This is a genomic window from Rhizobium centroccidentale (assembly GCF_030182565.1).
In the GTDB taxonomy this organism is placed as follows: domain Bacteria; phylum Pseudomonadota; class Alphaproteobacteria; order Rhizobiales; family Rhizobiaceae; genus Rhizobium.
This window is the reverse complement of the sequence record NZ_JAQJCG010000009.1, coordinates 93,162-114,939: the sequence shown is the minus strand read 5'-3', so window position 1 is coordinate 114,939 and position 21,778 is coordinate 93,162. Positions and strand designations below refer to the sequence as shown.

21 protein-coding genes and 1 pseudogene are annotated in these 21,778 nt (G+C 59.3%); 9 read left to right on the top strand and 13 right to left on the bottom strand.

The features are described 5' to 3' along the window. Positions 1–12: 12 nt before the first annotated feature. The 7 genes from PH562_RS14250 to PH562_RS14220 form a co-directional block, all read right to left on the bottom strand. The gene (locus PH562_RS14250) at positions 13–1,608 is read right to left on the bottom strand and encodes a GMC family oxidoreductase (RefSeq protein ID WP_285173743.1); all 1,596 of its coding nucleotides are present in this window, start codon (positions 1,606–1,608) and stop codon (positions 13–15) included. Positions 1,609–1,611: 3 nt separating this feature from the next. Then, positions 1,612–3,018: an aldehyde dehydrogenase family protein gene (locus PH562_RS14245; RefSeq protein WP_285173742.1), complete on the bottom strand. Its 1,407-nt coding sequence runs from the start codon at positions 3,016–3,018 to the stop codon at positions 1,612–1,614. Between the two features lie 103 nt (positions 3,019–3,121). After that, positions 3,122–4,108 carry a helix-turn-helix domain-containing protein gene (locus PH562_RS14240; protein WP_285173741.1) on the bottom strand — a complete coding sequence of 329 codons (987 nt, stop codon included), beginning with the start codon at positions 4,106–4,108 and terminating at the stop codon, positions 3,122–3,124. 98 nt (positions 4,109–4,206) lie between these two features. Further along, complete coding sequence (gene hpaR, locus PH562_RS14235) at positions 4,207–4,728, bottom strand: homoprotocatechuate degradation operon regulator HpaR (protein WP_285173844.1); 522 nt, start codon at positions 4,726–4,728, stop codon at positions 4,207–4,209. A gap of 132 nt (positions 4,729–4,860) precedes the next feature. After that, positions 4,861–5,568: a GIN domain-containing protein gene (locus PH562_RS14230; RefSeq protein ID WP_285173740.1), complete on the bottom strand. Its 708-nt coding sequence runs from the start codon at positions 5,566–5,568 to the stop codon at positions 4,861–4,863. A 34-nt stretch (positions 5,569–5,602) separates the two neighbouring features. Further along, positions 5,603–6,175 carry a DUF1700 domain-containing protein gene (locus PH562_RS14225; protein ID WP_285173739.1) on the bottom strand — a complete coding sequence of 191 codons (573 nt, stop codon included), beginning with the start codon at positions 6,173–6,175 and terminating at the stop codon, positions 5,603–5,605. Continuing rightward, positions 6,172–6,498, bottom strand: coding sequence for a PadR family transcriptional regulator (locus tag PH562_RS14220; RefSeq protein ID WP_092707768.1), 327 nt, complete (start codon positions 6,496–6,498; stop codon positions 6,172–6,174). The genes PH562_RS14225 and PH562_RS14220 overlap by 4 nt, the downstream gene beginning before the upstream one ends. Positions 6,499–6,675: 177 nt before the next feature. On the opposite strand from PH562_RS14220, the gene PH562_RS14215 reads away from it, so the two are divergent. The 3 genes from PH562_RS14215 (at position 6,676) to PH562_RS14205 (ending at position 8,915) form a co-directional block, all read left to right on the top strand. Further along, positions 6,676–7,656, top strand: a complete 981-nt coding sequence (locus PH562_RS14215) for an alpha/beta hydrolase family protein (RefSeq protein WP_285173738.1) — start codon at positions 6,676–6,678, stop codon at positions 7,654–7,656. Between the two features lie 100 nt (positions 7,657–7,756). After that, the gene (locus PH562_RS14210; protein WP_285173737.1) at positions 7,757–8,176 is read left to right on the top strand and encodes an NUDIX hydrolase; all 420 of its coding nucleotides are present in this window, start codon (positions 7,757–7,759) and stop codon (positions 8,174–8,176) included. 262 nt (positions 8,177–8,438) lie between these two features. After that, positions 8,439–8,915 (top strand): Ros/MucR family transcriptional regulator, encoded by a 477-nt coding sequence (locus PH562_RS14205; RefSeq protein ID WP_285173736.1) that lies wholly within the window; start codon positions 8,439–8,441, stop codon positions 8,913–8,915. 118 nt (positions 8,916–9,033) lie between these two features. Here the strand turns inward: PH562_RS14205 and PH562_RS14200 are convergent, their stop codons facing one another. The 5 genes and pseudogenes from PH562_RS14200 to PH562_RS14180 form a co-directional block, all read right to left on the bottom strand. Further along, positions 9,034–10,305, bottom strand: coding sequence for a CynX/NimT family MFS transporter (locus tag PH562_RS14200; RefSeq protein ID WP_285173735.1), 1,272 nt, complete (start codon positions 10,303–10,305; stop codon positions 9,034–9,036). Further along, positions 10,302–10,979 carry a FadR/GntR family transcriptional regulator gene (locus PH562_RS14195; protein ID WP_285173734.1) on the bottom strand — a complete coding sequence of 226 codons (678 nt, stop codon included), beginning with the start codon at positions 10,977–10,979 and terminating at the stop codon, positions 10,302–10,304. The genes PH562_RS14200 and PH562_RS14195 overlap by 4 nt, the downstream gene beginning before the upstream one ends. Positions 10,980–11,241: 262 nt before the next feature. Then, positions 11,242–11,793: an MFS transporter gene (locus PH562_RS14190; protein WP_285173733.1), complete on the bottom strand. Its 552-nt coding sequence runs from the start codon at positions 11,791–11,793 to the stop codon at positions 11,242–11,244. Positions 11,794–11,945: 152 nt separating this feature from the next. After that, positions 11,946–12,464, bottom strand: a pseudogene (locus PH562_RS14185) (MFS transporter); the annotation flags it as partial. 236 nt (positions 12,465–12,700) lie between these two features. Continuing rightward, positions 12,701–13,393 (bottom strand): GntR family transcriptional regulator, encoded by a 693-nt coding sequence (locus PH562_RS14180; RefSeq protein ID WP_285173732.1) that lies wholly within the window; start codon positions 13,391–13,393, stop codon positions 12,701–12,703. Between the two features lie 314 nt (positions 13,394–13,707). Between PH562_RS14180 and PH562_RS14175 the strand changes: the two genes are divergently transcribed. From PH562_RS14175 to PH562_RS14150, 6 genes are all read left to right on the top strand, one after another. Next, positions 13,708–13,836 carry a hypothetical protein gene (locus tag PH562_RS14175; RefSeq protein ID WP_285173731.1) on the top strand — a complete coding sequence of 43 codons (129 nt, stop codon included), beginning with the start codon at positions 13,708–13,710 and terminating at the stop codon, positions 13,834–13,836. Next, on the top strand, positions 13,833–15,659 hold the full coding sequence (locus PH562_RS14170; protein WP_285173730.1) for an ABC transporter ATP-binding protein: 1,827 nt from the start codon (positions 13,833–13,835) through the stop codon (positions 15,657–15,659). The genes PH562_RS14175 and PH562_RS14170 overlap by 4 nt, the downstream gene beginning before the upstream one ends. A 53-nt stretch (positions 15,660–15,712) precedes the next feature. Continuing rightward, on the top strand, positions 15,713–17,239 hold the full coding sequence (locus PH562_RS14165) for an ABC transporter substrate-binding protein (RefSeq protein ID WP_483315348.1): 1,527 nt from the start codon (positions 15,713–15,715) through the stop codon (positions 17,237–17,239). Between the two features lie 63 nt (positions 17,240–17,302). Then, entirely contained in the window at positions 17,303–18,226 is a 924-nt protein-coding gene (locus PH562_RS14160; RefSeq protein ID WP_285173728.1) for an ABC transporter permease, read from the top strand. Between the two features lie 5 nt (positions 18,227–18,231). Beyond that, positions 18,232–19,080 (top strand): ABC transporter permease, encoded by an 849-nt coding sequence (locus PH562_RS14155; protein WP_285173727.1) that lies wholly within the window; start codon positions 18,232–18,234, stop codon positions 19,078–19,080. A 5-nt stretch (positions 19,081–19,085) separates the two neighbouring features. Beyond that, the gene (locus tag PH562_RS14150; RefSeq protein ID WP_285173726.1) at positions 19,086–20,816 is read left to right on the top strand and encodes a M14 family metallopeptidase; all 1,731 of its coding nucleotides are present in this window, start codon (positions 19,086–19,088) and stop codon (positions 20,814–20,816) included. On the opposite strand, the gene PH562_RS14145 is transcribed toward PH562_RS14150, so the two are convergent. After that, complete coding sequence (locus tag PH562_RS14145; protein WP_285173725.1) at positions 20,800–21,684, bottom strand: LysR family transcriptional regulator; 885 nt, start codon at positions 21,682–21,684, stop codon at positions 20,800–20,802. The genes PH562_RS14150 and PH562_RS14145 overlap by 17 nt on opposite strands. Positions 21,685–21,778 lie beyond the last annotated feature (94 nt).

Genomic DNA, 21,778 nt, shown 5'->3' with positions numbered 1-21,778 from the left:
CCGATGTCCGGCTCAGCCGGAAATCGCTTTTCCAGTCATGAAAGCCGCCGCCTTGGCCGCGATCATCATGGTCGGTGCGTTGGTGTTGCCGGATACCAGTGTCGGCATGATGGAGGCGTCGCAAACGCGCAGCCCCTCGATCCCGCGCACCTTCAGGTCCGGCCCGACGACGGCCATGCGATCGTCAGCCCGGCCCATGCGCGCCGTTCCCGCCGGATGGAACACTGTCTTGCAGGACTGGCGAATGTAATCGCGGAGCGCTTCGGGATCTTTCTCGACGCCCGGCTTCGGCAGCACGCGGCGCTTGACCAGCTTGGCAAGGGCCGGCGCATCGAGGATGCGGATCGCCGTTTCGACGCCACGCACCAAGGTTTCAAGATCCGCCGGATCGGAAAGCAGATTGGCGTTGAAATCCGTCTTCTCGGTCGGATCGGCACTCTTCAATCGTATCCAGCCGCGCGAGCGCGGCTGCAGATAGCATGGGCCGATACTCAAACCGTGACCGGGCTCCGGCTCGCGATCGACAAAGCCGATCAGAACGGGCAGGACGTGGAACTGCACATCCGGCTGCCCGGTGCCCGATGTATCGACGAAACCACCGCACTCGACGACGTTGGACGTCAACAGGCCGCGATGCGAAGTCAGATACCACAGCATATGGCCGGCGGCCCGCAGCCCCTTGTCATGGCCGAGGATCGAGATCGGCTCGTGCGTCTCTCCCTGCACCGGCACTTCCAGATGGTCCTGGTAGTTGGCACCGACGCCCGGCAGATCCGCTACGACCTTGATGCCCAGCGAGGAAAGATGTTCGCCATCGCCGACACCCGAGAGCTGCAGGATCTTCGGCGTTGCGATGGCTCCCGCGGTCAGCGCGATCTCGCGAGACGCCCTGAATATCGTGCCGTCGAGCAGCTCGACACCGACGGCCTTCTGCCCTTCGAACAGGATGCGGGCGACCTTGCGCTCGGTCAGCACGGTCAGGTTCGGCCGCTTCTCCGCTTCGCGCAGGAATGCCTGGGCCGAACTCCAGCGACGGCCGCCATAGGTCGTGCTCTGATAAAAGCCGACGCCGGCCTGATCCGCGCCGTTGAAATCATCATTATGGGGAATGCCGATTTCGGTCGCCGCCTTGATAAAGGCCTCACTCAAAGGATGGCGATGACGGGCGTCCGAAACGCGCAGACCGCCCTTTTTGCCGTGGTAGTGGCCGTTCAGGCGCTCATTACTCTCCAGCGAACGGAAAGCCGGCAGCACATCCTCGTAGGACCAGCCCTGGCAGCCCATTTGCGACCACGTGTCATAGTCGTTGCGATGACCGCGAATATAGATCATCGCATTTACGGAACTGCCGCCGCCGAGCACATTGCCTTGCGGCACGATACTCGGCCGCCCGTTCAGACCCTTGTCAGGGTTCGAGGCATAGGGATGAATATCGATGCCCTTGCCCAGCACCTTGAAAAAGGTCGCTGGGATATGAATCCAGGGATCGGAGTCCCGGCGCCCGGATTCGATCAGCAGCACCTTGTGCGCCGGGTTTTCCGAAAGCCGGTTTGCCAGCACGCAGCCCGAGGAGCCGCCACCGACGATGATATAGTCGTAAGTCGTCATGGCTCAGCTCAATACCGTCTGAATTGTCGTGAATTCCTTCAATCCTTCCGCGCCGAATTCGACGCCGATCCCGGACTGCTTCACGCCGCCGAAAGGCGCATTCGGCTGGATCGTGCCATGCTTGTTGATCCAGACCGAGCCGCATTGGAGCCGCACCGCATAGCGCTTCGCCTTCTCGGCATCGGAGGACCAGACGGAACCGCCGAGGCCGGCCGGGTTCTGGTTGGCGCGCGCGACCACTTCGTCGATGTCGCTATAGCGGATGATGGGCAGGGCCGGGCCGAACTGCTCTTCATCGACCAGGCGGATACCGTGATCGACATCGGCGACCAGCGTGATCGGATAGAAATAGCCCGGGCGGTCCATCGGCGTACCACCGGTCAGAATGCGGCCGCCATTGGCGCGCGCATCCTCGACCAGTTCGCGCACCTTGTCGAACTGCATCTCGTTTTGCACTGGCCCCAGGATGCTCGCCTCATCCAGCCCGTCGCCGACGACGATCTTGGAAGCGTAATCCGCAAGGCCACGGCAGACCTCCTCATAGATGCTGTCATGCACATAGAGCCGTTTCAGCGCCGCACAGGTCTGGCCGTTGTTGATGAAGGCACCCCAGAAAAGGCCTTCGATAATGGCCTTGGGGTCGGCATCGGGCAGGACGATGCCGGCATCGTTGCCGCCGAGTTCCAGCGTCAGCCGCTTCAAGGTGGCGACTGCGGAGGCCATGACCTTTTTGCCCGTTTCCGTCGAGCCGGTGAAGGTCATCTTGGCGATGCCGGGATGGGAAGAAAGCGCCGCACCAATGCTGTTTTCGCCAGTGACGACGTTGACGACGCCGGGTGGCAGAACCTCGTTCATGATTTCGACGAGACGGATTGTCGACAGCGGCGTCAAGGGCGACGGCTTGATAACGACGGTGTTACCGGCGCGCACCGCTGGAACGATATGCCAGCACGCGATCATCACTGGCCAGTTCCAGGGCGTGATCGAACCGACGACGCCGACCGGCTTGCGATGCAGCTCGACGCGGCCTTCATTATCGTCCTGCAGGATCTCGATCGGCAGGTCGAGCTCGGCGGTATGGCGCGTCCAGGCGAGCGCGCCGCCGATCTCGAAGCGCGAGCCGAGACCATTGAGCGGCTTGCCCTGTTCGCGAGTCAGGATCTGGGCAAGTTCCTCGCCGTGCTTGGTGATCTTTTCGGCGACGGCGCGGCAGGCTGCGGCGCGCTCCTCACTGGAGGTCTGCGACCAGCCCTTGAAGGCTTCGGCGGCCGCGGCAACCGCCCGGTCGAGATCCGCTTCGCTGGCGAGCGGCATATGGCCGACGATGTCACCATTCGACGGGTTTTTAACCGGTGCATGATGAGATGTGGCAACAGGTTCGCCACCGATAAGCAGGGTGTACTGCTTCACGACATTTTCCTCCCGTGACTTTCGAGAGGACTATGGTCCTTGCCCTAAAACCCGTCTTGGGGAGAAACGCGCCTCGTCTTGGACTGGAGCGCAGTCACGCGCTTCAGTCCAATCTATGAGCCGGCTCGGCGGCGCGCAGCAGCTCACTCGGCGCACAATCGAACAGTTCCTTGAAGCTGCGATTGAAATAGGAAATGTCATTGAACCCGGCCGAATAGGCGACTTCAGCTATCGTCGTCGGGCTGCGCTGCTCCTTGAGCTGCTCGATCTTTTCCCGCGCAAAGCGCAGTCGCTTGTCGCGGATGACTGTCGTACAGGTCATGCCCATGCCCTGGAAATCCTGCTGCAGGGTGCGGATCGAAATACCGAGCCGTGTCGCCAGCCATTTGGCGCTGAGGTCGCTATCGGTCAGATGCTTGTCGATGAGGATATCGACCATCTGCATTCGCTTGCTGGCACTTTCATGCAGGGAATTCAGGCTTGCCGTCTGGGCGCCCGTGGAGAGGAATGCCTGGCGGGTCGTGTCGAACATCAGCTGGCGAAGATAGGGCGAGGCTGCTTCATTATCCGGCGTGGTCATCATCTTGGCGATCAATGCACGCAGCATCATTGCCATCGGGTCGCCCGCCTCGAGCTTGCGCGCAACATCGAAATCGATCTTGCTGTTCGAATACATCAACTGCCGGGGCAGATGCAGCGACAGGTGATTGGAGAAGTGTCCGCGGAAATAGAAGGTCGTCGGGCGCGTGGAGTCGACGAGAATGCATTCACCGACATCGAGGATGTTCTGCTGGCCGGAATGCTCGACACCGCAGACGCCTTCTAGCTGCAGGATCAGGAACAGGTGCTCATTGGCGTCGCGGCGAATGTCATCCCAATCGCGGTGGACGTAATCGAGATCATTGGAAACATGGGCGAACTCCATGCCGCAGACGTCGATACGGCTGGCCGTGCCGATGACGCTGTCACCGCGTTGCACCGTGTGCGGATTGAAGTTGCCGCAAATGCTCTGAAGATCGTCAACCCACTGGTCGTAGGGCGTCGGCGACCAGGTCCGGTCAACCAGACTGCGATTTTGCAACAGGTCCAACTCCGCCTCCCAACAGTGTCAGCACTGCGGAAGACTGCTACAGATTCTCTGACGCGTCAATCAAATACTTAACACATTAACGAAATCGGGAAGAGGTCTCATTCCTCACCGATTGGGCCATTCTCCAACTTCAGCGAGGCAAGTTCCTCCAGCATATCGAGGAGCTTCTCCACCCTCTCCTCGCCGAAGCGGGCATCGATATCGGCATAGACTTTCTGGCTCTCCGGCATGACATCCTCGACGATCGCCTGCCCTGCCGGGGTGATCTGCAGTAACACCCTGCGACCATCGGTGCTGTCTTTGTGCTTGGTGATGAAGCCGCGCTCCTCGAGCGAGCGGATCATGCGTGTGAGGCTTGGCGCCAGGATGGATGCCTTGTCTGCAAGTTCCGTGGCATCGAGCTTGCCGCCTTCATGGAGAACGCGAATGACACGCCATTGCTGCTCCGTCACATCATGCGCCGCCAGGATCGGCCTGAAATGGCTCATGACCGCTTCACGGGCGCGCAGAAGTCCGATCGCTAGCGAGCGGCGGCGATCGCGCAACGGCCGCTTTGCTTGTGTCGCCGTGGTTTCAGGCTCAGCGCGCGGCCTTACATCACTGTCTGTTTTGTTTTGCATCTTTTGCATGTTCGCTTCGATTATGGCCCTCACTGATTAACATGAGAATCATTCAAAGCAAGGCGATCGCATGATATCGATCGAAGCCGACGGCAAGGATCGCTGCCGCGCGGCGCGCTGTCTCGCCACGGATTATGGCACCTCTACCAGGCGGCCACTGCCTCTGATCTCGGAACGCCGCAGCACCGGATGTCCGTAGAGTTCGATATTGCCGCTTCCACTGATCGAGACGTCTGCATCCTCGGCGGCGGCTACTTCCGCGTCGCCACTGCCGTGAATTCTGATCTTCGCGGATTGAGCGGCCAGGTCCTTGAGACGCGCAGTGCCCGAACCGGATACATCGAGATCGACCGAGCGTGCGCTTCCCGTGGCCGTGACGCTGCCGCTCCCGGATATTCTCAGACGTAGATCTGCTTGATCGAGTTGCAATAGAGCGAGATCGCCGCTGCCCCGCACCCTCCAATCAGTAACGAGTGGTCCTGACAGGCTGACGTCGAATTTGGAGTTAGACCAACCCGGATTGCAATCCATGCTCAGCCTTCCGCCCTCGAGCCGCACATGATTGAGCAGAGCGGGGTCTCCGGTGATGACCGCCTCCGCCTTTCCGCCCGGCTGATAGTGAACAGAGGCCGGGATATCGATCGTTAGGCTGCCATTGGAGCTGAAAGGCAGGACAACCTGCTGTCCACCGGATGCCGCAGATCCGCAACTGGATTGCATACTACCCCACCAATGTCCTGCGTTTGCCCAATCAGGCCCGGAAAGCCCGATGCCAAGCGCAAGAAAGACGAATGTACAAATCAGTCCGGTCGTCGCGACAGTCGCCAATTTCCCGTTCATTGTCCATTTCCTCCAACGATGTGCAGTCCGGCGCTCAAGCTCGACCTTCGTCTACTTGCGCCAAGCGGAAATGTAGGCGGGCATATTGCCCAAGCATGCGGATGCCCAAACTCAGACCCATCAGCAGCAAAGCACCGCCACCCACGAAGCAGCTCACGAGCCCGGCACCGACAAGCAGGCGGGCCAGCATGCCGACGGAGGGCAAGCCGATATGGAACAGCACGGTCGTGACGATGATCTTCAGGCCAACGGCGCCGACGGCCACCAATGCGATCGCAAGGCCGAGCGTGACGAACATCGCCGCAAACAGCAAAGGCAACAGGAAGAAGATATCGACGATAGCAAGGCCGGCCAGCGCCATCATGGCAGCCAAAAGATTCGGCACGCTCCAATGCGCCTCGAAGCGGCGCAATCCGACATCCGCACGCAGCTCTCGCGCAATCCTGGCGGGATCGCCGAGAGCGGCGGAAACCTCCTCCTCGCTTCGACCAGAGGCCTCGGACTCGGCAAAATGAGCGGCATAGTCGGCCACGATGTCATCGACCTCGTGAGGAGGCAGGCCTGCAAGTCCCAATCTCAGCGTGCGCAAAAAGGCTTCCCTGGTCATGGCAAATCCTCGAGTAGCTTGTCGACGGAGCCTGCTAGCGAGCGCCAGTCGCGGCGATGCGCTTCGAAAATCGAACGCCCCAGCGGCGTGAGCCGATAATATTTACGCGGCGGACCGTTGCTCGACTCGACGATGCGGGTCGCAACCAGGCCGTCATTCTGCATCCTGCGCATCAACGGGTAGATCGTTCCTTCACCCATGCCGACCGCCGCAACCAGCGTACTCGCAATTTCATAGCCGTAGCTTTCGCCCCGCGAGAGCACGGCCAGGACGCAAAGATCGAGCACGCCCTTCCGCAATTGAACTTGGATCGAGTCAGTCATGAATGCCTCAGCTTTACAGAACGAATATAACAAGCTATCTGTTTATACAAGATAGCTAGATAGCTTTTACAACCGGCATATGCCGCCTTCGCGTCATCGCCTGGCCTATGGACCGACGCACCTTGCCATCGCAGTCCATCGCGCAGCGTACATCTCTGGTTAAATGGAGCCGTTGTCATGATCCGCTTCAGCCTTGCCCTCGCGGCCACGCTCTTTCTTGCCGCACCATCGGGATATGCGGCAGGTTTGAAATTCATTCGCATCTCCGGTGATGCGGATAACCCGGCGATCGACGCCGCCATGTGGTCTCCTTGCGCAGCCCCTCCGACAGAGGTGAGGATCCGAGCCCTGGCAGTTCCGGCAACGCCGGATTGTCCGATTGCAGGCGAGGAGTTGCCACTCATCATCATCTCGCACGGCTATGGCGGCTGGTATCTCGGCCATCATGACACCGCCGAAGCACTTGCCGACGCCGGCTTCATTGTCGTTGCCATCAATCATCCGCACGCCAACCATGCCGACATGAGCCAGGCAAACGGTCTTGGCGTATTGATCGAGCGCCCTGCCGACATCAAACGCACTGTCGACTTCATGCTTGATGCGTCTCCCGATGCCGGAAAGATCAATCCGCAGCAGATCGGCTTCTACGGATTTTCCCTGGGCGGATATACCGGTCTCGTCGTTGCCGGAGCCAATCCGGATTTCAGCAAACTGCCGCGACGCTGTTCAGATCCGAAGGCGGCGGGCTGCCCCCCAGCGGGCCATGCTCAGCCTCCCCGACAACCGTCATCGCAATCACTGACCCACGATCCTCGCATCAGGGCAGTCGTTGTAGCCGACCCGTTGAGCATCGTCTTCCCGACCGCAGATAGCGTGAAAGATGTCAAAGTCCCGCTTCAGCTTTGGGGCTCGGAACTCGGAGGGGGTGGTGGAGCAGCTCCCGAAAATGTCGCAACGCTTGCACGCCTATTGCCGGAGAAGCCTGATTTTCGAGTCGTCCCCAATGCCGTACATTTGTCGTTCCTGACACCTTGCCCGGAATTAAGGCCATCATCCGATGCCTGCATTGACGCTCCGGGGTTCGATCGCGTCGCATTTCATAAGCAATTCAATACGGCAGTCGTTGCATTTTTCCGCAAACACCTGACGAAGCCGTAACCAGCGAACATACCCGCGCGTAAGACGCCCTTATCGCGTGGAAATATGCGCAGACATTATCGGTGTTGAAACTCGCCCGCGAATCCGATCAGATCATGGCATGACGAAAACGATACGCATTGCGGCAGCTCTGGTGTTGCGTCCGGATGGGAAGACATTGCTCGTACGCAAGCGCGGCACGACTGCCTTCATGCAGCCCGGCGGCAAGCTGGAACCGCGGGAGACGCCAGAGACGGCGCTCATCAGGGAACTCTTCGAAGAGCTAGGCCTTACGGCGGAGACTAAGGATCTGACTTTCCTCGGCGGTTTCCAGGCAGCAGCGGCCAACGAACCGGACCATACCGTCGTTGCGGATATATTCCGCCTACAAGTAGGTAATATTGCAATCACGGCAGCGGCAGAGATCGAGGAAATCCGCTGGGTATCACCACAAGATCCGGGAAATATCACCATGGCGCCGCTGACCGAGCATCATGTCCTGCCATTCCATCGGCAACAGTCACATCCACGATGTGACTGACATCCAACCCAGGCAAAGCGAAAGCCGGCAAGTCCCGCACGTCCTTGGCAAACAAATATCCGAATGCCGGCGCCATGCATCTCCCACAGGCGCAATTCGAATATTGTGGTAAAATGAGAAAATAACAGTTTTAAACTTCCAGCGCGTAATGTTTACTACAAAAATAAACCAAGGACAAAGAATATCCAAAGTCACATCAATTTTCATTGAAAGCAAAAACAACATTGGATACATAAATAAAAAACATTGCGTGAGGCCGAAAATGAAAAAGGAAAATACTACTACCAGCCACGAAAGGTATATTGAGCTCACGAGCAAGATTGTGTCTGCCTACGTACTTCGCAATGCGACCATGCCGGAAGATTTGCCGAGGCTCATCATGGAGACTTATTCGGCACTGACAGGCTCTCAGCAGGCCGCCTCATCAGCGGCGGCGGTGGAAAAACTATTGAAGCCGGCCGTGCCGATCAAGAAATCCATAACCGACGACTATCTCATCTGCCTCGAAGATGGTGGAAAATACAAATCGCTCAAGCGGCACCTGAACAGCAAATATGGTCTGACGCCCGAAGAATATCGAAGAAAATGGGGCTTGCCAGCGGATTATCCGATGGTCTCGGCCTCCTATGCGGCCGCAAGATCGACGTTGGCAAAGAAGGCTCTCCTGGGCCATACGAAAAACGTAGCCGACATTCCCCCGGCGGTCGAACCCCCACGGCGCCAACGGAAAGCCGGTTAATCCGGATCGTTTCGTCACACGTCATAATCATGCGATCCGCCTGCATGTCAGCATATGACCCGAGCCGGCGCCTCAGGATTTCGCTTGCCGGCCCGGATGCGGCCGACATCGCATCCAATCAGGCGGTCTCAATTGTTCTGGCGTTGACAGTGATCGCACGGCCGGCAAACCAGCCGTTGATCGCAGCACCGAGACCGAGCAGCAGGAATAGGACGGAGCTCCAGGCAAAGCTTCCAGTCCAACCGTGGATCATGCCGACGACGAGCGGGCCGATCGCGGCAAGCAGGTAACCCACGAATTGCGCCATCCCGGAGAGATGCGCGGCAACATGCGCATCGGGCGAACGCAATACGATGACGGTCAGCGCCACCGCAATCAATCCACCCTGTCCGAAGCCCTGGAGCACGGCCCAGAACCAGACAGTCCAGAGCGGAGCAAACAGCAGACCCAGCAAGGCAACGACGGCAATTATGCAGAGGATGACATTGATCGCGCGCTGATCCTTACCCTTGACGGCGATATGAGGTGCCACCAAGCAGGCGGCCGCCTGCACCATGACCGAGGCAGATACGATGACGCCAGCCGTCACGCCGTCGAGACCACGTTCACGCAGAATGGGTACCAGCCAGCCGAAGACGCAATAGGCAAGCGCCGATTGCAATCCCATGAAAAGCGTTACTTGCCAGGCGATGCGGTCTCTCCACAAACCGGTAACACGAAAGCCGGTGCGCCGCGCCTGGCTGCGCGCGCCGATTACCTGCGGCAGCCAGAGAAGCCCGACGGCAAAGGCCGGCAAGGCCCAGACAGCCAGCGCGCCGCCGAGCGAACCGCCGAGAGCGTGTTCAACGGGAAGCGTAAAGCCAGCCGCACTCGCAGCCCCCGCGCATAGCGCCATCGTATAGCAACCCGTCATGAGTGCCGCCTTGTCGGGAAAATCGCGCTTGACCACGCCCGGCAACAGGACATTGCCGATAGCAATGCAGGCGCCGGCCAATGCGGTGCCCAAGAACAGCAGTGAAATCGAAGAAAAGCCTCGCAGCGCCGTGCCCAGCGCGAGCAGGAGAATGACACCGAGCAGGACGCGCTCGGTCCCCACGCGCTGCGCCAGCCTTGGTGCAAGTGGTGAAAACAGTCCCATGCAAATGACGGGCAAGGTCGTAAGAATACTGGTGCCGAAGGCGGAGAGGCCAAGTCCGGCCCGTATCTCCGGCAAGAGCGTCGATGCGCTCGAGAAAACCGGCCGCAGATTGAAAGCGATGAGAACAAGGCTTGCACCGAGCAGTAACCTGCCAATCGGCGACTTGCCTTCATGCGGGAGTGGTGCCGGAACTTCATCGGCCTCGGCATCGATCAATTCGACAGAGGCGAGATTTTGCGGGGACATTGTCATGACATAAGTAACCGATCAAGAGTAGCGACGATGGGGGCCATGAAGCGGCGCACAGCCCTATCGGCCGCTTCGGGGTTGCCGGTTTCGATGGCATCGACGATGGCGATATGCGCCTGCATATCGGGTTCGGGAATGTCTTCACCCAGCGTCGCCTCGATTGTCTCGGCAATCGAGAGAGAGAAGAACTCGTAGATTTCAATCATGGCCCTGTTCTGCGAAGCCGCGACGACAGCCTTGTGGAAGGCAAGGTCGCGCTCGATGAACGCCGCCTTATCGCCGCCGGCATAGTTGCCACGAGCAACCAGTAAGGCGCGCAATTGCGAAACGGCTTCAGGGGAGTGACGTACGGCGGCGAGCCTTGCTGCCTCGACCTCCAGCGCAAGCCGGGCCTCGAACTGGTCTCTCAATCCGGCGCGGCGCGCCATGTCCAGTGGCCGACCGACATCCGTGTTCGAACGAACATAGGTTCCCGACCCTTGCCGCGTCTCGAGATAGCCCTGAGATACCAGGACCCTCACTGCCTCACGAACCGTGCCGCGGCTGACGGAGAGCATCGACGAGAGGGAGGCCTCGTTGGGCAGCTTTTCGCCAACGAGCCAGCGACGGCTGGTGATCTCGCTGCGAATTGCCTCCACGGCCGTATCCGCAAGCGTCGTTTTGGTCAGAGCGCGCATGGTAGGATTTCATCAAGTCATCGGATGACTTTATCATCTAGTCAATTGACGGGCTGCAGTCAATCATATTTTCAGCAAGGTGAGCGATCGGCCAGTTACGGCGATGTGGCGGCCCCAGCGACCGAACGCGAAGATGGCGGGCCATTGGCGGATCTGGGATCTGGCCAATCACCCGAAATCAGAGCAAGGGGCTTGCAGCAGGTTTAACGCTGGCTGGAGCTTCTCGGAATGAAATAATGCCTGTCCTATGGCATTGAAGTCGCTATTTGATGGCGCTCGACCGGGCCATGGCCGCTAAACCGATCGCCGCTGCCAGAGAGAATGCCGCCGGAAGATAGAAAACATTCGGAAGCCCGAGATAGGCAACGCCGACACCTCCTACACCGCCGCCAAGAGCGCTGGCGAGCGCCGAGGAGCTCATGAAGATCGCCGAAGCCGTCGCGACTGCATTCGGGAGCAATCTTTGAGCAACGATCAGTCCTAGGACCATGTAGAGGCCCCAGACTCCGCCCATCAGGATCTGGCCGGCAAACATGCCCATGGCCGTCGGCCAGGCCGCAAAACAGAGGTTGGCCATGACGCCGCAGATCGCGGCGACACACATCATCCATAAGATGCCGATCCGTCGCGCCAGCACGACGCTGAAGGGCATGAGGATGAGTTCGATGAATGGCTGCGTTCCGATCACCGAGCCCTGAATGGAGGGATCAAGCTTGAGCTGGTCCTGCATATAGAGCAGCAGGAATCCGTATTTAATCGGCTCGCCGGCATAGACGAGAACGTAGAGACCGGTGAAGGCCAGCAGCGGCAGCATATCGGACCAGCCGACGCGACCAACGGCATCGGTCTTCTTGTCGGCTCGCCGCCCGGGACCAACAAGCGCTGTTGCGCTCCGAGCGGAATGATCTGCGCGAAGAAACAGATCGCCGTTCCCCACAGCATGGCGCGAAGCCCGATTTCGACAGCAAACCAGGCGCCAAGAAACGGCCCGATGACCCAGCCCGCGGTCAAAGCCATGCGGATGATGGCCACGACGCTGTCATTCGCGCCGGCGCCCTTCACTTTGAGATCGTCATGGATTGCGGTGAAGAGCTGCGAGGTGGCAGATCCGGAAAAACCCAGAAGGACGGTGCCGATCACGAACGGCATCCATGGTTTCGTCGAAAGGGCGATCCCCGCCCAACCAACGGCGCCGGCAACGGCACAAACCCGGAAAAGACCAAGACGCCTTCCAGTTTTGTCGGAATAGCTGCCAATGAGATATCCGGCAACCGGTGCGGTGAGACCGGTCAGATAATAGAGCCCCGCCACTGGCAAGGACGCCCCAAGTTCCTTGACGAGGAAGAGAACGATCTGCGGCAGCGAGGCGGATGTCGCAAGCCCGGAGAGAAACAGCGCAAACGTCGCGCCGCGATACAGCGGTGAAACCCATACCTGCTGGATGGCGGTAGCCCTGCTGGAGGTCGTCGGGGATTGCGCGTCCATAGCCCCATCATCCGTCTTAACCGGTTGTCGAAACGAGTTTTCCGGTTGATCGGCGGGACGCCCTGATCGATTGCAGCAAAAGCGAATTCTGCTGTCCGATGGACCTCACGCCTACGTCCGGGATGCTGCATATCCTTCGATCAAAGCGGATCGGGACGCAAACGGATACATCGAGCTTGAACCCATCCAGCAGAGATTGTCCACATCATTCATCATATCAATGGCAATAGCCGGACTCAGCCCGGCATTGCTCTCGAATAGGCGGCCAGAATGAAGCGCTCGGCCTGGAACAGATATTTCTCCAGCGCGTCGGCGGCGCTCGCCGGCGCCCCCTCCTCCAGATGCGCAAGAATGGTCGCGTTCTGGCCGACATAGGGTGCGTGGAGATATTCGGGATCGCGGATCAGCCCGAAGACGAGACGCAGTTCAAGCGAGATCTGCGCATAGAAGGCCGAAAGCCTGGGACTGTCGGCGAGCTCGACAATAGCGGCATGAAAGGCGATATCGGCGCTGCCGACCTCCAGCCATTCGCCACGGTCGCGATGCTGCACGGCAGCCTCGATGGCAGCCCGCATCTTGTCGACGCTCGGATGCCGGTGATGCGCATTGGCAAGCGCCGAGCACTCGATCAGGCGGCGAATATGGAAGATATCCATGATCGTCGAAATGCTCGGCGTGGAAACGAAGACGCCGCGATTGGCTTCGTGACGTAGCACGCCCTCTTTCGTCAGCAGCCGGAAAACTTCGCGCAGCGTGTTGCGTGAGACCTGTAGCTCCTCGCAAAGAGCTGCTTCGGACAAGTGGCTACCCGGCGATAGCATACCGCTGATCACGCGCTCGCGGATGCGAGCAGCCGTCAGTTCCGCCAGCGTCTGCCCTGTCTCCGCGACCGTCGCCGGCTCGATGCTGGCAAGATTTGTCTGCTTCATTCGCTCTCCTGGCATCTGCACTCTATCCTCTGCGACACCGGCAATATCAGGCGCTTGCTGGAAGCCGAGCGGGTATTCCGCTTGTCTGGGGCTGGCGACCTGTCGGCGGCAAGGTCCGGTGGAAGATTTCGCGCAGATTTGTCCCCATTTTTGATTAGCAATATGAAAATTGTTGAACAATATAGACCGGATTGTCGTTTGATGCTATCTCACGCCCTAACAAATATAACGGGAACGCAGATACAAATGTTCATGAGACGCCTGTCTTGTAGAAAAACATCGCCTGATTTTGTCAGGCTGCAACAGGTGCCGGCATGAGCATGCTGCGGTCCGATCTTGGTGGCGATCCCGGCGAGTGCGCCTGCATCATCGATGCAAAGAACAACACGGCTATCATCCCCAATGCCATGACCGACCTGCCCAATACCGAGGTAAGCGCATGACCAAGGCCGCTGGCGACAACAAACCGCTTCTGTCCGTAACGGATCTGACTGTGCGGTTCGGCGAAAACCGCGTGGTCGAAGGACTTTCCTTCTCGGTCGAGCCAGGCAGAACGCTCGCGGTCGTCGGAGAATCTGGTTCCGGCAAATCGGTGACCTCGCTTTCGGTCATGCGCCTTGCCGATATGATGGGCGCTCGCTTCGAGACAGGCAGCATCCTCTTCAATGGCAGGGACCTGCTGAAGCTTTCGCAGAAGGATATGCGCGGAGTTCGTGGCAAGGAGATCGCCATGATCTTCCAGGAGCCAATGACCTCGCTCAACCCCGTTTTCACCATCGGCGACCAGATCTGCGAAGTCCTTCTTCTTCATGAGAAGATCGGCAAGTCCGCCGCCATGGCGGAAGCCCGTCGCCTGCTGGAAATGGTACGCCTGCCGGATGCGGCGGCCCTCTTGAACCGCTATCCGCACCAGCTTTCCGGCGGCATGCGACAGCGCGTCATGATCGCCATGGCGCTTGCCTGCCGCCCGAAGCTGCTGATTGCCGACGAACCGACGACGGCGCTCGACGTGACGATCCAGGCGCAGATCCTCAACATCATGCGGCACCTGCAGAAGGATCTCGGCATGGGCATGATCTTCATCACCCATGACATGGGCGTGGTTGCCGAAATGGCTGACGATGTGGTGGTCATGTGGAAAGGCAAGAAGGTCGAAGAGGGTCCGGTCCGCGAGATATTCGCCAATCCGAAGCATCCCTATACGAAGGCACTTCTCGCGGCAGTGCCTAAGCTTGGCAGCATGACCGGTCAGGATTTTCCGAAACGCATGCCGCTGACCGTCCTCGACGGCGGTGAGCCGAAGATCGTCGGTGAGGAACGGGTCCAGAATACCGCCCGCTACGACCAGCAGCCACTATTGTCTGTACGCGATCTCTTCGTACGCTTCGATATCAAGAAGAATATATTCGGCCAGGTCACGCATCGCTGCAGTGCCGTCCAGAAGGTGGCCTTCGATATTCATCCCGGTGAAACTCTGGCCCTCGTCGGCGAGTCCGGCTCCGGTAAGTCGACGATCGGCCGCACCATCCAGCAATTGCAGAAGGCGCGCTCCGGCGAAATCACCTTCAGCGGCAAGAGCTTCGCCGCCATGTCGCAGCTCGAACGCTTCCGGCTTCGCCGCGACGTGCAATACATTTTCCAGGATCCCTTCGCCTCGCTCGATCCGCGCAAGACAGTCGGCTTCTCGATCGCAGAGCCGATCAACACGCACGGCATCATCTCCGGATCGAAGGCGGTCCGCCATAGGGTTGACGAACTTCTAGAGCGCGTCGGGCTGACGTCAGCCCATGCCGGTCGCTATCCGCATGAGTTTTCCGGCGGCCAGCGCCAGCGCGTCTGCATCGCCCGCGCCCTTGCCTCCGATCCCAAGCTCATCATCGCCGACGAGGCGCTTTCGGCTCTCGACGTGTCGATCCAGGCCCAGATCATCAATCTCTTGATGGATCTCCAGGCCGAACGCGGGCTCGCCTACCTGTTCATCAGCCATGACATGGCCGTCGTCGAGAAGATCAGCCACCGCGTCGCTGTTCTCTATCTTGGCCAGATCATGGAGATTGGCAGCCGTCGTCAGGTCTTCGAAACACCGATGCACGCCTATACGCAGCGCCTGCTCTCGGCCGTGCCGATCGCCGATCCGACACAGGAGCGCAGAACCACCTTGCTGGAAGGCGAGATCCCCAATCCCGTCCGCCGTGTCGGCGATGAGCCGCCGATCCTGGCTCACGAGGAAATCACCGCAGGCCACTTCATCGCCAAGAGCGCCTGAACGACCACCAACCATCGCATCGATCTGAAGAGGAAACAGGTTCAATGAAAAGAATGAAATGGGGATTGAAGACCGCTCTGACCGCACTCATGATATCGAGCGTTGCCATCAGCGCCGCTCCGGCCTTCGCCGCGGGCAAGCTAACGGTTTCGTCGTCCCAAGATCCGGGTAGCTGGGACCCGATCGACACCTTCCTAGTGGCATGGGCTGCCGTTTCGACCAACATCTTCGACGGCCTCACCTATCGCGGACCCGATCTCAAGCTGGTACCGGGCCTCGCCGAATCCTGGGAAGAACTGGACCAGGGCAAGCGCATCCGCTTCAAGTTGCGTCATAACGTGAAGTTCCATGACGGCGAGCCCTTTAATGCCGAAGCGGTGAAGTTCACCTTCGACCGCCTGCTCGGCGAACAGGGCGCCAAGGGGCCGCAGCGCTCGAACTACACAGCGATCGAAAGCGTCGATATCATCGACGACTACACAGTCGACATGAAGCTGAAGACGCCTGACCCCGTGCTGCTGACCAAGCTTGCCGGCTATGGCGCGATGATCGTTCCGCCGAAATACATCAAGGAAAAGGGCGAGGACTACTTCAACCTCAACCCGGTCGGCACCGGCGCGTTCAAGTTCGTTTCCTATACGCCGAAGGTGAACATCAAGCTCGAAGCCAATCCGGATTACTGGGGCGGCGCACCGAAACTCTCCGAACTGGAATATCGCTTCATCAGCGAGCCGGCTACCGCCGTTGCCGAGCTTCAGGCCGGCCGCGTCGATATCGTCATCCCGCCGACCATTCCGATCGGCATGCTGCCGGTCATCCAGGGCGATTCCAAACTGGAAATCGCCAGCGTTCCCGGCCCGACGGTCGATGCACTGCGCTTCAACACCCGCGACGGCATTACCGCCGATCCGCGCGTACGCAAGGCGATCATCATGGCTGTCGACCGCGACACGATCGTCAAGTCGATCCTCGCGGGCCAGGGCACCGAGATCGTCAGCTTCCAGAATTCGCTTTCCTTCGGCTACGATGCCGATCTGAAGCCGCTTCCCTATGATCCGGCAGGCGCCAAGAAGCTGCTCGCCGAAGCCGGCGTGAAGCCAGGCGCAGCATTGCAGATCGACATTCGGGGTAACGACGCGACCATGAACGAGGTGGCACAGGTCGTGGCAAGCTATCTGCAGATGGTCGGCCTCACTGCCACCATCAAGCCATATGAAACCAACGTCCTGCTGAACGACATCATTCCGCAGGGCAAGACCGGCGCGATGTTCCAGCAGAAATGGGGCGGCTGGACCTTCGACTACGACAACACTGCCTATTCGATGTACCACTCCGGCGAAAAGTGGAATCCTTATGAAAAGGATGCCGCTCTGGACAAGCTGTTGGAATCGCAGCGCCCACTCACCGATCGCGCCGAGCGCGAAAAGGTGCTGAAGGACATCGGCAAATATGTCGCCGACAAGGCGCTCGAACTGCCGCTCTACAACAGCAACGCGATCTACGGTGTCAGCAAGCGTGTCAAAGGCTTCGTCCCCGCTCCCGATACCCGCATCAAGCTGAACGAAGTCACCGTCGACTAATCATCAAGCAAGACGCCGCCGGCTCGGTCGGCGGCGTCACTAGAAAGCTCTCGGGGTAAGAACGTGGCCGGTTTTCTCATCAAGCGATTGCTGCAGGCGATTTTCGTCGTGATCGCCATCACTCTTCTCGTCTCATTCGCCATCCGCCTCACCGGCGACCCTGCCGTGATGATGTTTCAGGGCGGCGGCAGCATGACGGAAGACGACCTTGCCCGCATCCGCACAGCCCTTGGCACGGATCAACCTTTTCTCGTGCAGTATTTAAGCTTCCTGAAAGGACTGCTGACGCTTAATTTCGGTCGCAGCTTCACCGGCGGCACGCCGGTCTCGCAGCTGATCGCCAATGCCTTGCCCGCCACGCTGCTGCTCGCCTTCATCTCCATGGTTGTGTCGATCGCGATCTCCATCCCGCTCGGCATCAAGGCGGCGACGGCACGCGGCAAAGCGGCGGATCAGATCATCCGCGTTCTCTCACTGCTAGGCCTCTCATTTCCGAATTTCTGGCTGGCGCTGATGATGGTGCTCCTGTTTTCCATCACGCTCGGCTGGCTGCCGCCGAGCGGCATGGTTGGAATTTCGAGCTACGTCATGCCGGCGGTGACGATGGGCGTCATCTTGACGGCGACGAACGTCCGCCTGGTGCGCACTGCCATGCTGGAAACGCTGCAGTCGCAATATATCATGGTCGCGCGCGCCAAGGGCCTCAGCGAAAGCAAGGTGCTCTACAAGCACGCGCTGCGCAATTGCGCGATACCGCTCATCACCTATTTCGGCATCCAGTTCGGCGGCCTGCTCGGCGGCATCGTCGTCATCGAGCGTGTCTTCAACTGGCCCGGCCTCGGCACCCTGGCTTTCGATGCCGTCGGCGCGCGCGACTATCCGGTCTTGCAGGGCGTGATCACCGTGCTGGCGCTGTTCATCGTCGGCGTCAACCTCCTCATCGACATCGCCTATGGCCTCGTCGATCCTCGTATCCGCACGGAGTAATGCTGATGGCCGCCACGATTTCACGCCGTTCGCGTTTCCTCAATTTCGAATTTATCTTCGGCGCATTGCTCACCGCTGTCATTTGCCTTGCCGTGCTGCTCTCCGACATTCTTTTTCCAGGCGGCGCGGAAAAGATCGATCTGATGGCAAGGCTTGCCAGGCCTTTCGCCAGCCTCGCCCATCCTTTCGGCACCGACCCGCTCGGGCGCGATGTGCTGGCTCGCGTCGTCGCAGGCGGCAAGATATCGCTGACCGTCGGCCTCACCTCCGTGATTGGCGGCGTGGTGGTCGGCGTGCTGGTGGGGCTTGCCGCAGGCTACTACCGTGGCATCTGGGACATGCTGTTGATGCGCTTTGCCGACGTCCAGCTTGCCATGCCTTTCATTCTTCTGGCGATCACCTTCATCGCCATCGTCGGCGGCAGTCTCACCAACACGATCATCCTGCTGATCGTCTCGCAGTGGGTGCAATATGCACGCCTCGTGCGCGGTTCGGTGTTGAGCCTGCGCGAGCGGGAGTTCATCCTCTCGGCGCGCGCGATCGGCGTCAAAGACTGGCGCATCATCTTCCAGCATCTGCTGCCGAACCTCATCGGTCCAGTGATCGTATTGATGACGCTGAACATCGCCACCAACATTCTCCTGGAAAGCAGCCTCACCTTCCTTGGCATGGGTGTCGATCCCACCATTCCGAGCTGGGGCGGCATGCTGGCCGATGGGCGCACCTATCTGCAGACAGCCTGGTGGGTGAGCCTCTTTCCGGGCGTTGCAATCCTTTTGACCGTACTTGGCCTCAATCTTCTTGGCGACTGGCTGCGCGACAGCCTCGACCCGACCGGCAGAACGACAAGGTAGACATCATGACCGTGATTTTCGAGAGACGTTTTGAGCGCACGCTGTCGCGCCTTGTTGCCGATGCCAAGCCTGGCCAGAACTTCGAAGCCTGGACCTTCGATGACAGAGAAAGCCGCCAGCAGGCTGAACGTAAGCTCGCGGAAAAAGGCGTGCAGGCCCGCATTCGCAGCACCTACAAGCCGCTGGTGAATGCCTTCATCGAGGAAATCGACCTGCATGATGTGAATGCGATCGAGATCCATTATCCTGTTCATCCCAACGCACCGGAAAACCGTTTCCGCCTAGAAGCCTATCCGCTCGCGGCAATGGTGGGAAATCGCGAGATCACCTTTGTCGCAAGAGCTGACAGTGACTTTCACTATGACGTTCTGCTGAAAAGCAAAGCCGGTGAAGAGCGCCAATTGAAGGTGCTGGCGCCCAATCGCGTCCATATCGATGCCGCCGGCGAAACGAGCGTTTCCCCAACCGGCTGGCTCATGCCGGACGGCAATGCGACGGGCAACCGGCTCGCCACCGATTATGAACAACTCTTCGAGGAGACCGTTGCCGCGGTCACGCACTTCGACTGGGGTACAAGCGAACCCTACTTCGAAGAGCTGAACATTCGCGTTGCCCTGCCGGCGTTGGATGAGGTCTTGCCGGTCGGCGACGAAGTCATGAGTCTTTGCGAGGCGCTGCATGAGGATTTCTATTTTTCGCTGCTCGAATTCTTCCAGAAAAAGTCGGGCCGCCCGCTTGGTGACCGCGGCTTGAAGCCGGGGCAGATCGTTCCGCAGATCCTGCAGTCCTCTGGCGAGATTTCCGTCCGAGTGGAAACGCAGCCACTGACGTCTCGCTACTGGGATGGACCCGAACAGCAGATCGAGACGGCAACGGAACCTCTGGCTGTCCAGCAGATCGAGGCCGAGCTTGACAAGATTGGCGGCGAAACATTTGAGGCCCTTACTCGCTCCGGCCGCGCCGTCAGAGCCCGCTATATCAAGGGCCGCGACGCTGCCGTGATGATCAGCGGCGGACAGCACGCCAACGAGACGACCGGGGGTGCGGGTGCTTTGCGTGCGGCCCGTCGGCTTGCCAAGGTCGAAGGCGCGCATTTCACGATCTCGCCGCTCGAAAATTCCGATGGCTACGCGCTGCATCAGCGCTTACGCCAGGATAGCCCGCGCCATATGTATCATGCCGCCCGCTACACCGCGCTCGGCGACGATCTCGAATATCGGACCGAAGAAACTGCCGGCCCGTATCTCTTTGAAAAGAAAATCCGCTTCCAGGCGGAAAGTCTGAGCGGCGCACGCCTGCACGTCAATCTGCATGGCTACCCGGCCCATGAATGGACGCGCCCGCTTTCCGGTTATGTCCCGCGCAATTTCGCCATGTGGACACTGCCCAAAGGTTTTTTCCTGATTGCCCGCTATCATTCCGGCTGGGCAGCTCAGGCCGAGCAGCTTCTGGACAAGGTCACCAAACACCTCGGCGCCATCCCGGGGCTGCTAGATTATAACGATCGTCAGATTGCACTCTACGAAACCCATGCCGGAGAAACAGGCTTCCGCATCATCAACGGCTTCCCCTGTCTCGCCAATATCGACGATCGCCATACGGTGCCGTTGACCTTGATCACCGAATATCCGGACGAAACTATCTACGGCGAGGCGTTTGTCGCCGGCCATACCGCGCAGATGGAAACAGTGCTTTCCGCCTATCACGCCTGGCAGGAGATCATGGCTTCGAGTTAGTCGGCTGGGTTGATCGGAGCATGTCGAGAAGCGCAGTCATCGCACTGGACGTATAGGCATCCTTCCTGCGTACGAAGAGTGTATCCACCATCGACCGTTCCGGCGGAAGCGCGTGGATTGCTATCCGCCCCTCCCTGGCCGCGTTAGCGACGACACCTCTCGGCAAGAGAGTGATGCCGACGCCGGCCGACACGCAGCTGACGATCGTATCCAGAGAGCCGAATTCCAGCGGCTTCGAGGTGACGATACCCATATCGGCAAGAAGCGACTCCAGCCGCTGACGGTAAGAACATCCGATCTGGAAGACGATTGTCTTCAGATCGGTAATCTTAGCCAAGTCTTGCATCGTATGGATAGCGGGCGCTGTAACGAGAACAAGCTCTTCACGAAAGATCACCTCGTGCTCGAGATCGGGATGGCTGATGGGACCCGCCACGAAGGCACCGTCGACCCGGCATGAAACGACATCATCGATCAGCCGGCGGGTCGTGCCTGTTGTCACCACAAGACGCACCTGCGGATAGGTCTTGGCGAATTGGCCGAGAAGCGGCGACAATCGCAGCGCCGTTGTCGTTTCCAGGCTGCCGAGAGAAAGCGTCCCGCCGGGCTCGCCATCATCCTTGGCGGCAGCACGGGCATCGGCCAGAAGCTTGGTAAGGCGACCGACAAATGGCAGAATTCGTTGTCCTGCCGGCGTGGTCGACACGCCCCTTGCATGCCGCTGGAACAGACTGACGCCCAGTTCCTCTTCCAATGCCCGGATCCGCGCCGTCACATTCGATTGAACCGTATGCAGCTCCTGCGCCGCCCGGTTCATGCTGCCGTGCCGCGATACTGCTTCGAATACCCTAAGATCGGATAGGTCCATCTTCCTCTTATCTCCAATAGAGATAACCGCTCTCATAATAATTCATTTTTTATGATATAGTGCACGGCGTATTCTCTCAAGCACTGATCCCTGA

What these genes read in the sequence shown, in the direction of transcription:
- PH562_RS14250 (WP_285173743.1), bottom strand. Translation starts at nt 1,608, where the DNA reads ATGACGACTTACGACTATATCATCGTCGGTGGCGGCTCCTCGGGCTGC.
- hpaR (WP_285173844.1), bottom strand. Translation starts at nt 4,728, where the DNA reads ATGCAAAACAAAACAGACAGTGATGTAAGGCCGCGCGCTGAGCCTGAA.
- PH562_RS14230 (WP_285173740.1), bottom strand. Translation starts at nt 5,568, where the DNA reads ATGAACGGGAAATTGGCGACTGTCGCGACGACCGGACTGATTTGTACA.
- PH562_RS14225 (WP_285173739.1), bottom strand. Translation starts at nt 6,175, where the DNA reads ATGACCAGGGAAGCCTTTTTGCGCACGCTGAGATTGGGACTTGCAGGC.
- PH562_RS14220 (WP_092707768.1), bottom strand. Translation starts at nt 6,498, where the DNA reads ATGACTGACTCGATCCAAGTTCAATTGCGGAAGGGCGTGCTCGATCTT.
- PH562_RS14215 (WP_285173738.1), top strand. Translation starts at nt 6,676, where the DNA reads ATGATCCGCTTCAGCCTTGCCCTCGCGGCCACGCTCTTTCTTGCCGCA.
- PH562_RS14210 (WP_285173737.1), top strand. Translation starts at nt 7,757, where the DNA reads ATGACGAAAACGATACGCATTGCGGCAGCTCTGGTGTTGCGTCCGGAT.
- PH562_RS14205 (WP_285173736.1), top strand. Translation starts at nt 8,439, where the DNA reads ATGAAAAAGGAAAATACTACTACCAGCCACGAAAGGTATATTGAGCTC.
- PH562_RS14200 (WP_285173735.1), bottom strand. Translation starts at nt 10,305, where the DNA reads ATGACAATGTCCCCGCAAAATCTCGCCTCTGTCGAATTGATCGATGCC.
- PH562_RS14195 (WP_285173734.1), bottom strand. Translation starts at nt 10,979, where the DNA reads ATGCGCGCTCTGACCAAAACGACGCTTGCGGATACGGCCGTGGAGGCA.
- PH562_RS14190 (WP_285173733.1), bottom strand. Translation starts at nt 11,793, where the DNA reads ATGCTGCCGCTGCTGGCCTTCACCGGTCTCTACGTTCTCGTCTATGCC.
- PH562_RS14180 (WP_285173732.1), bottom strand. Translation starts at nt 13,393, where the DNA reads ATGAAGCAGACAAATCTTGCCAGCATCGAGCCGGCGACGGTCGCGGAG.
- PH562_RS14175 (WP_285173731.1), top strand. Translation starts at nt 13,708, where the DNA reads ATGAGCATGCTGCGGTCCGATCTTGGTGGCGATCCCGGCGAGTGCGCC.
- PH562_RS14170 (WP_285173730.1), top strand. Translation starts at nt 13,833, where the DNA reads ATGACCAAGGCCGCTGGCGACAACAAACCGCTTCTGTCCGTAACGGAT.
- PH562_RS14165 (WP_483315348.1), top strand. Translation starts at nt 15,713, where the DNA reads ATGAAATGGGGATTGAAGACCGCTCTGACCGCACTCATGATATCGAGC.
- PH562_RS14155 (WP_285173727.1), top strand. Translation starts at nt 18,232, where the DNA reads ATGGCCGCCACGATTTCACGCCGTTCGCGTTTCCTCAATTTCGAATTT.
- PH562_RS14150 (WP_285173726.1), top strand. Translation starts at nt 19,086, where the DNA reads ATGACCGTGATTTTCGAGAGACGTTTTGAGCGCACGCTGTCGCGCCTT.
- PH562_RS14145 (WP_285173725.1), bottom strand. Translation starts at nt 21,684, where the DNA reads ATGGACCTATCCGATCTTAGGGTATTCGAAGCAGTATCGCGGCACGGC.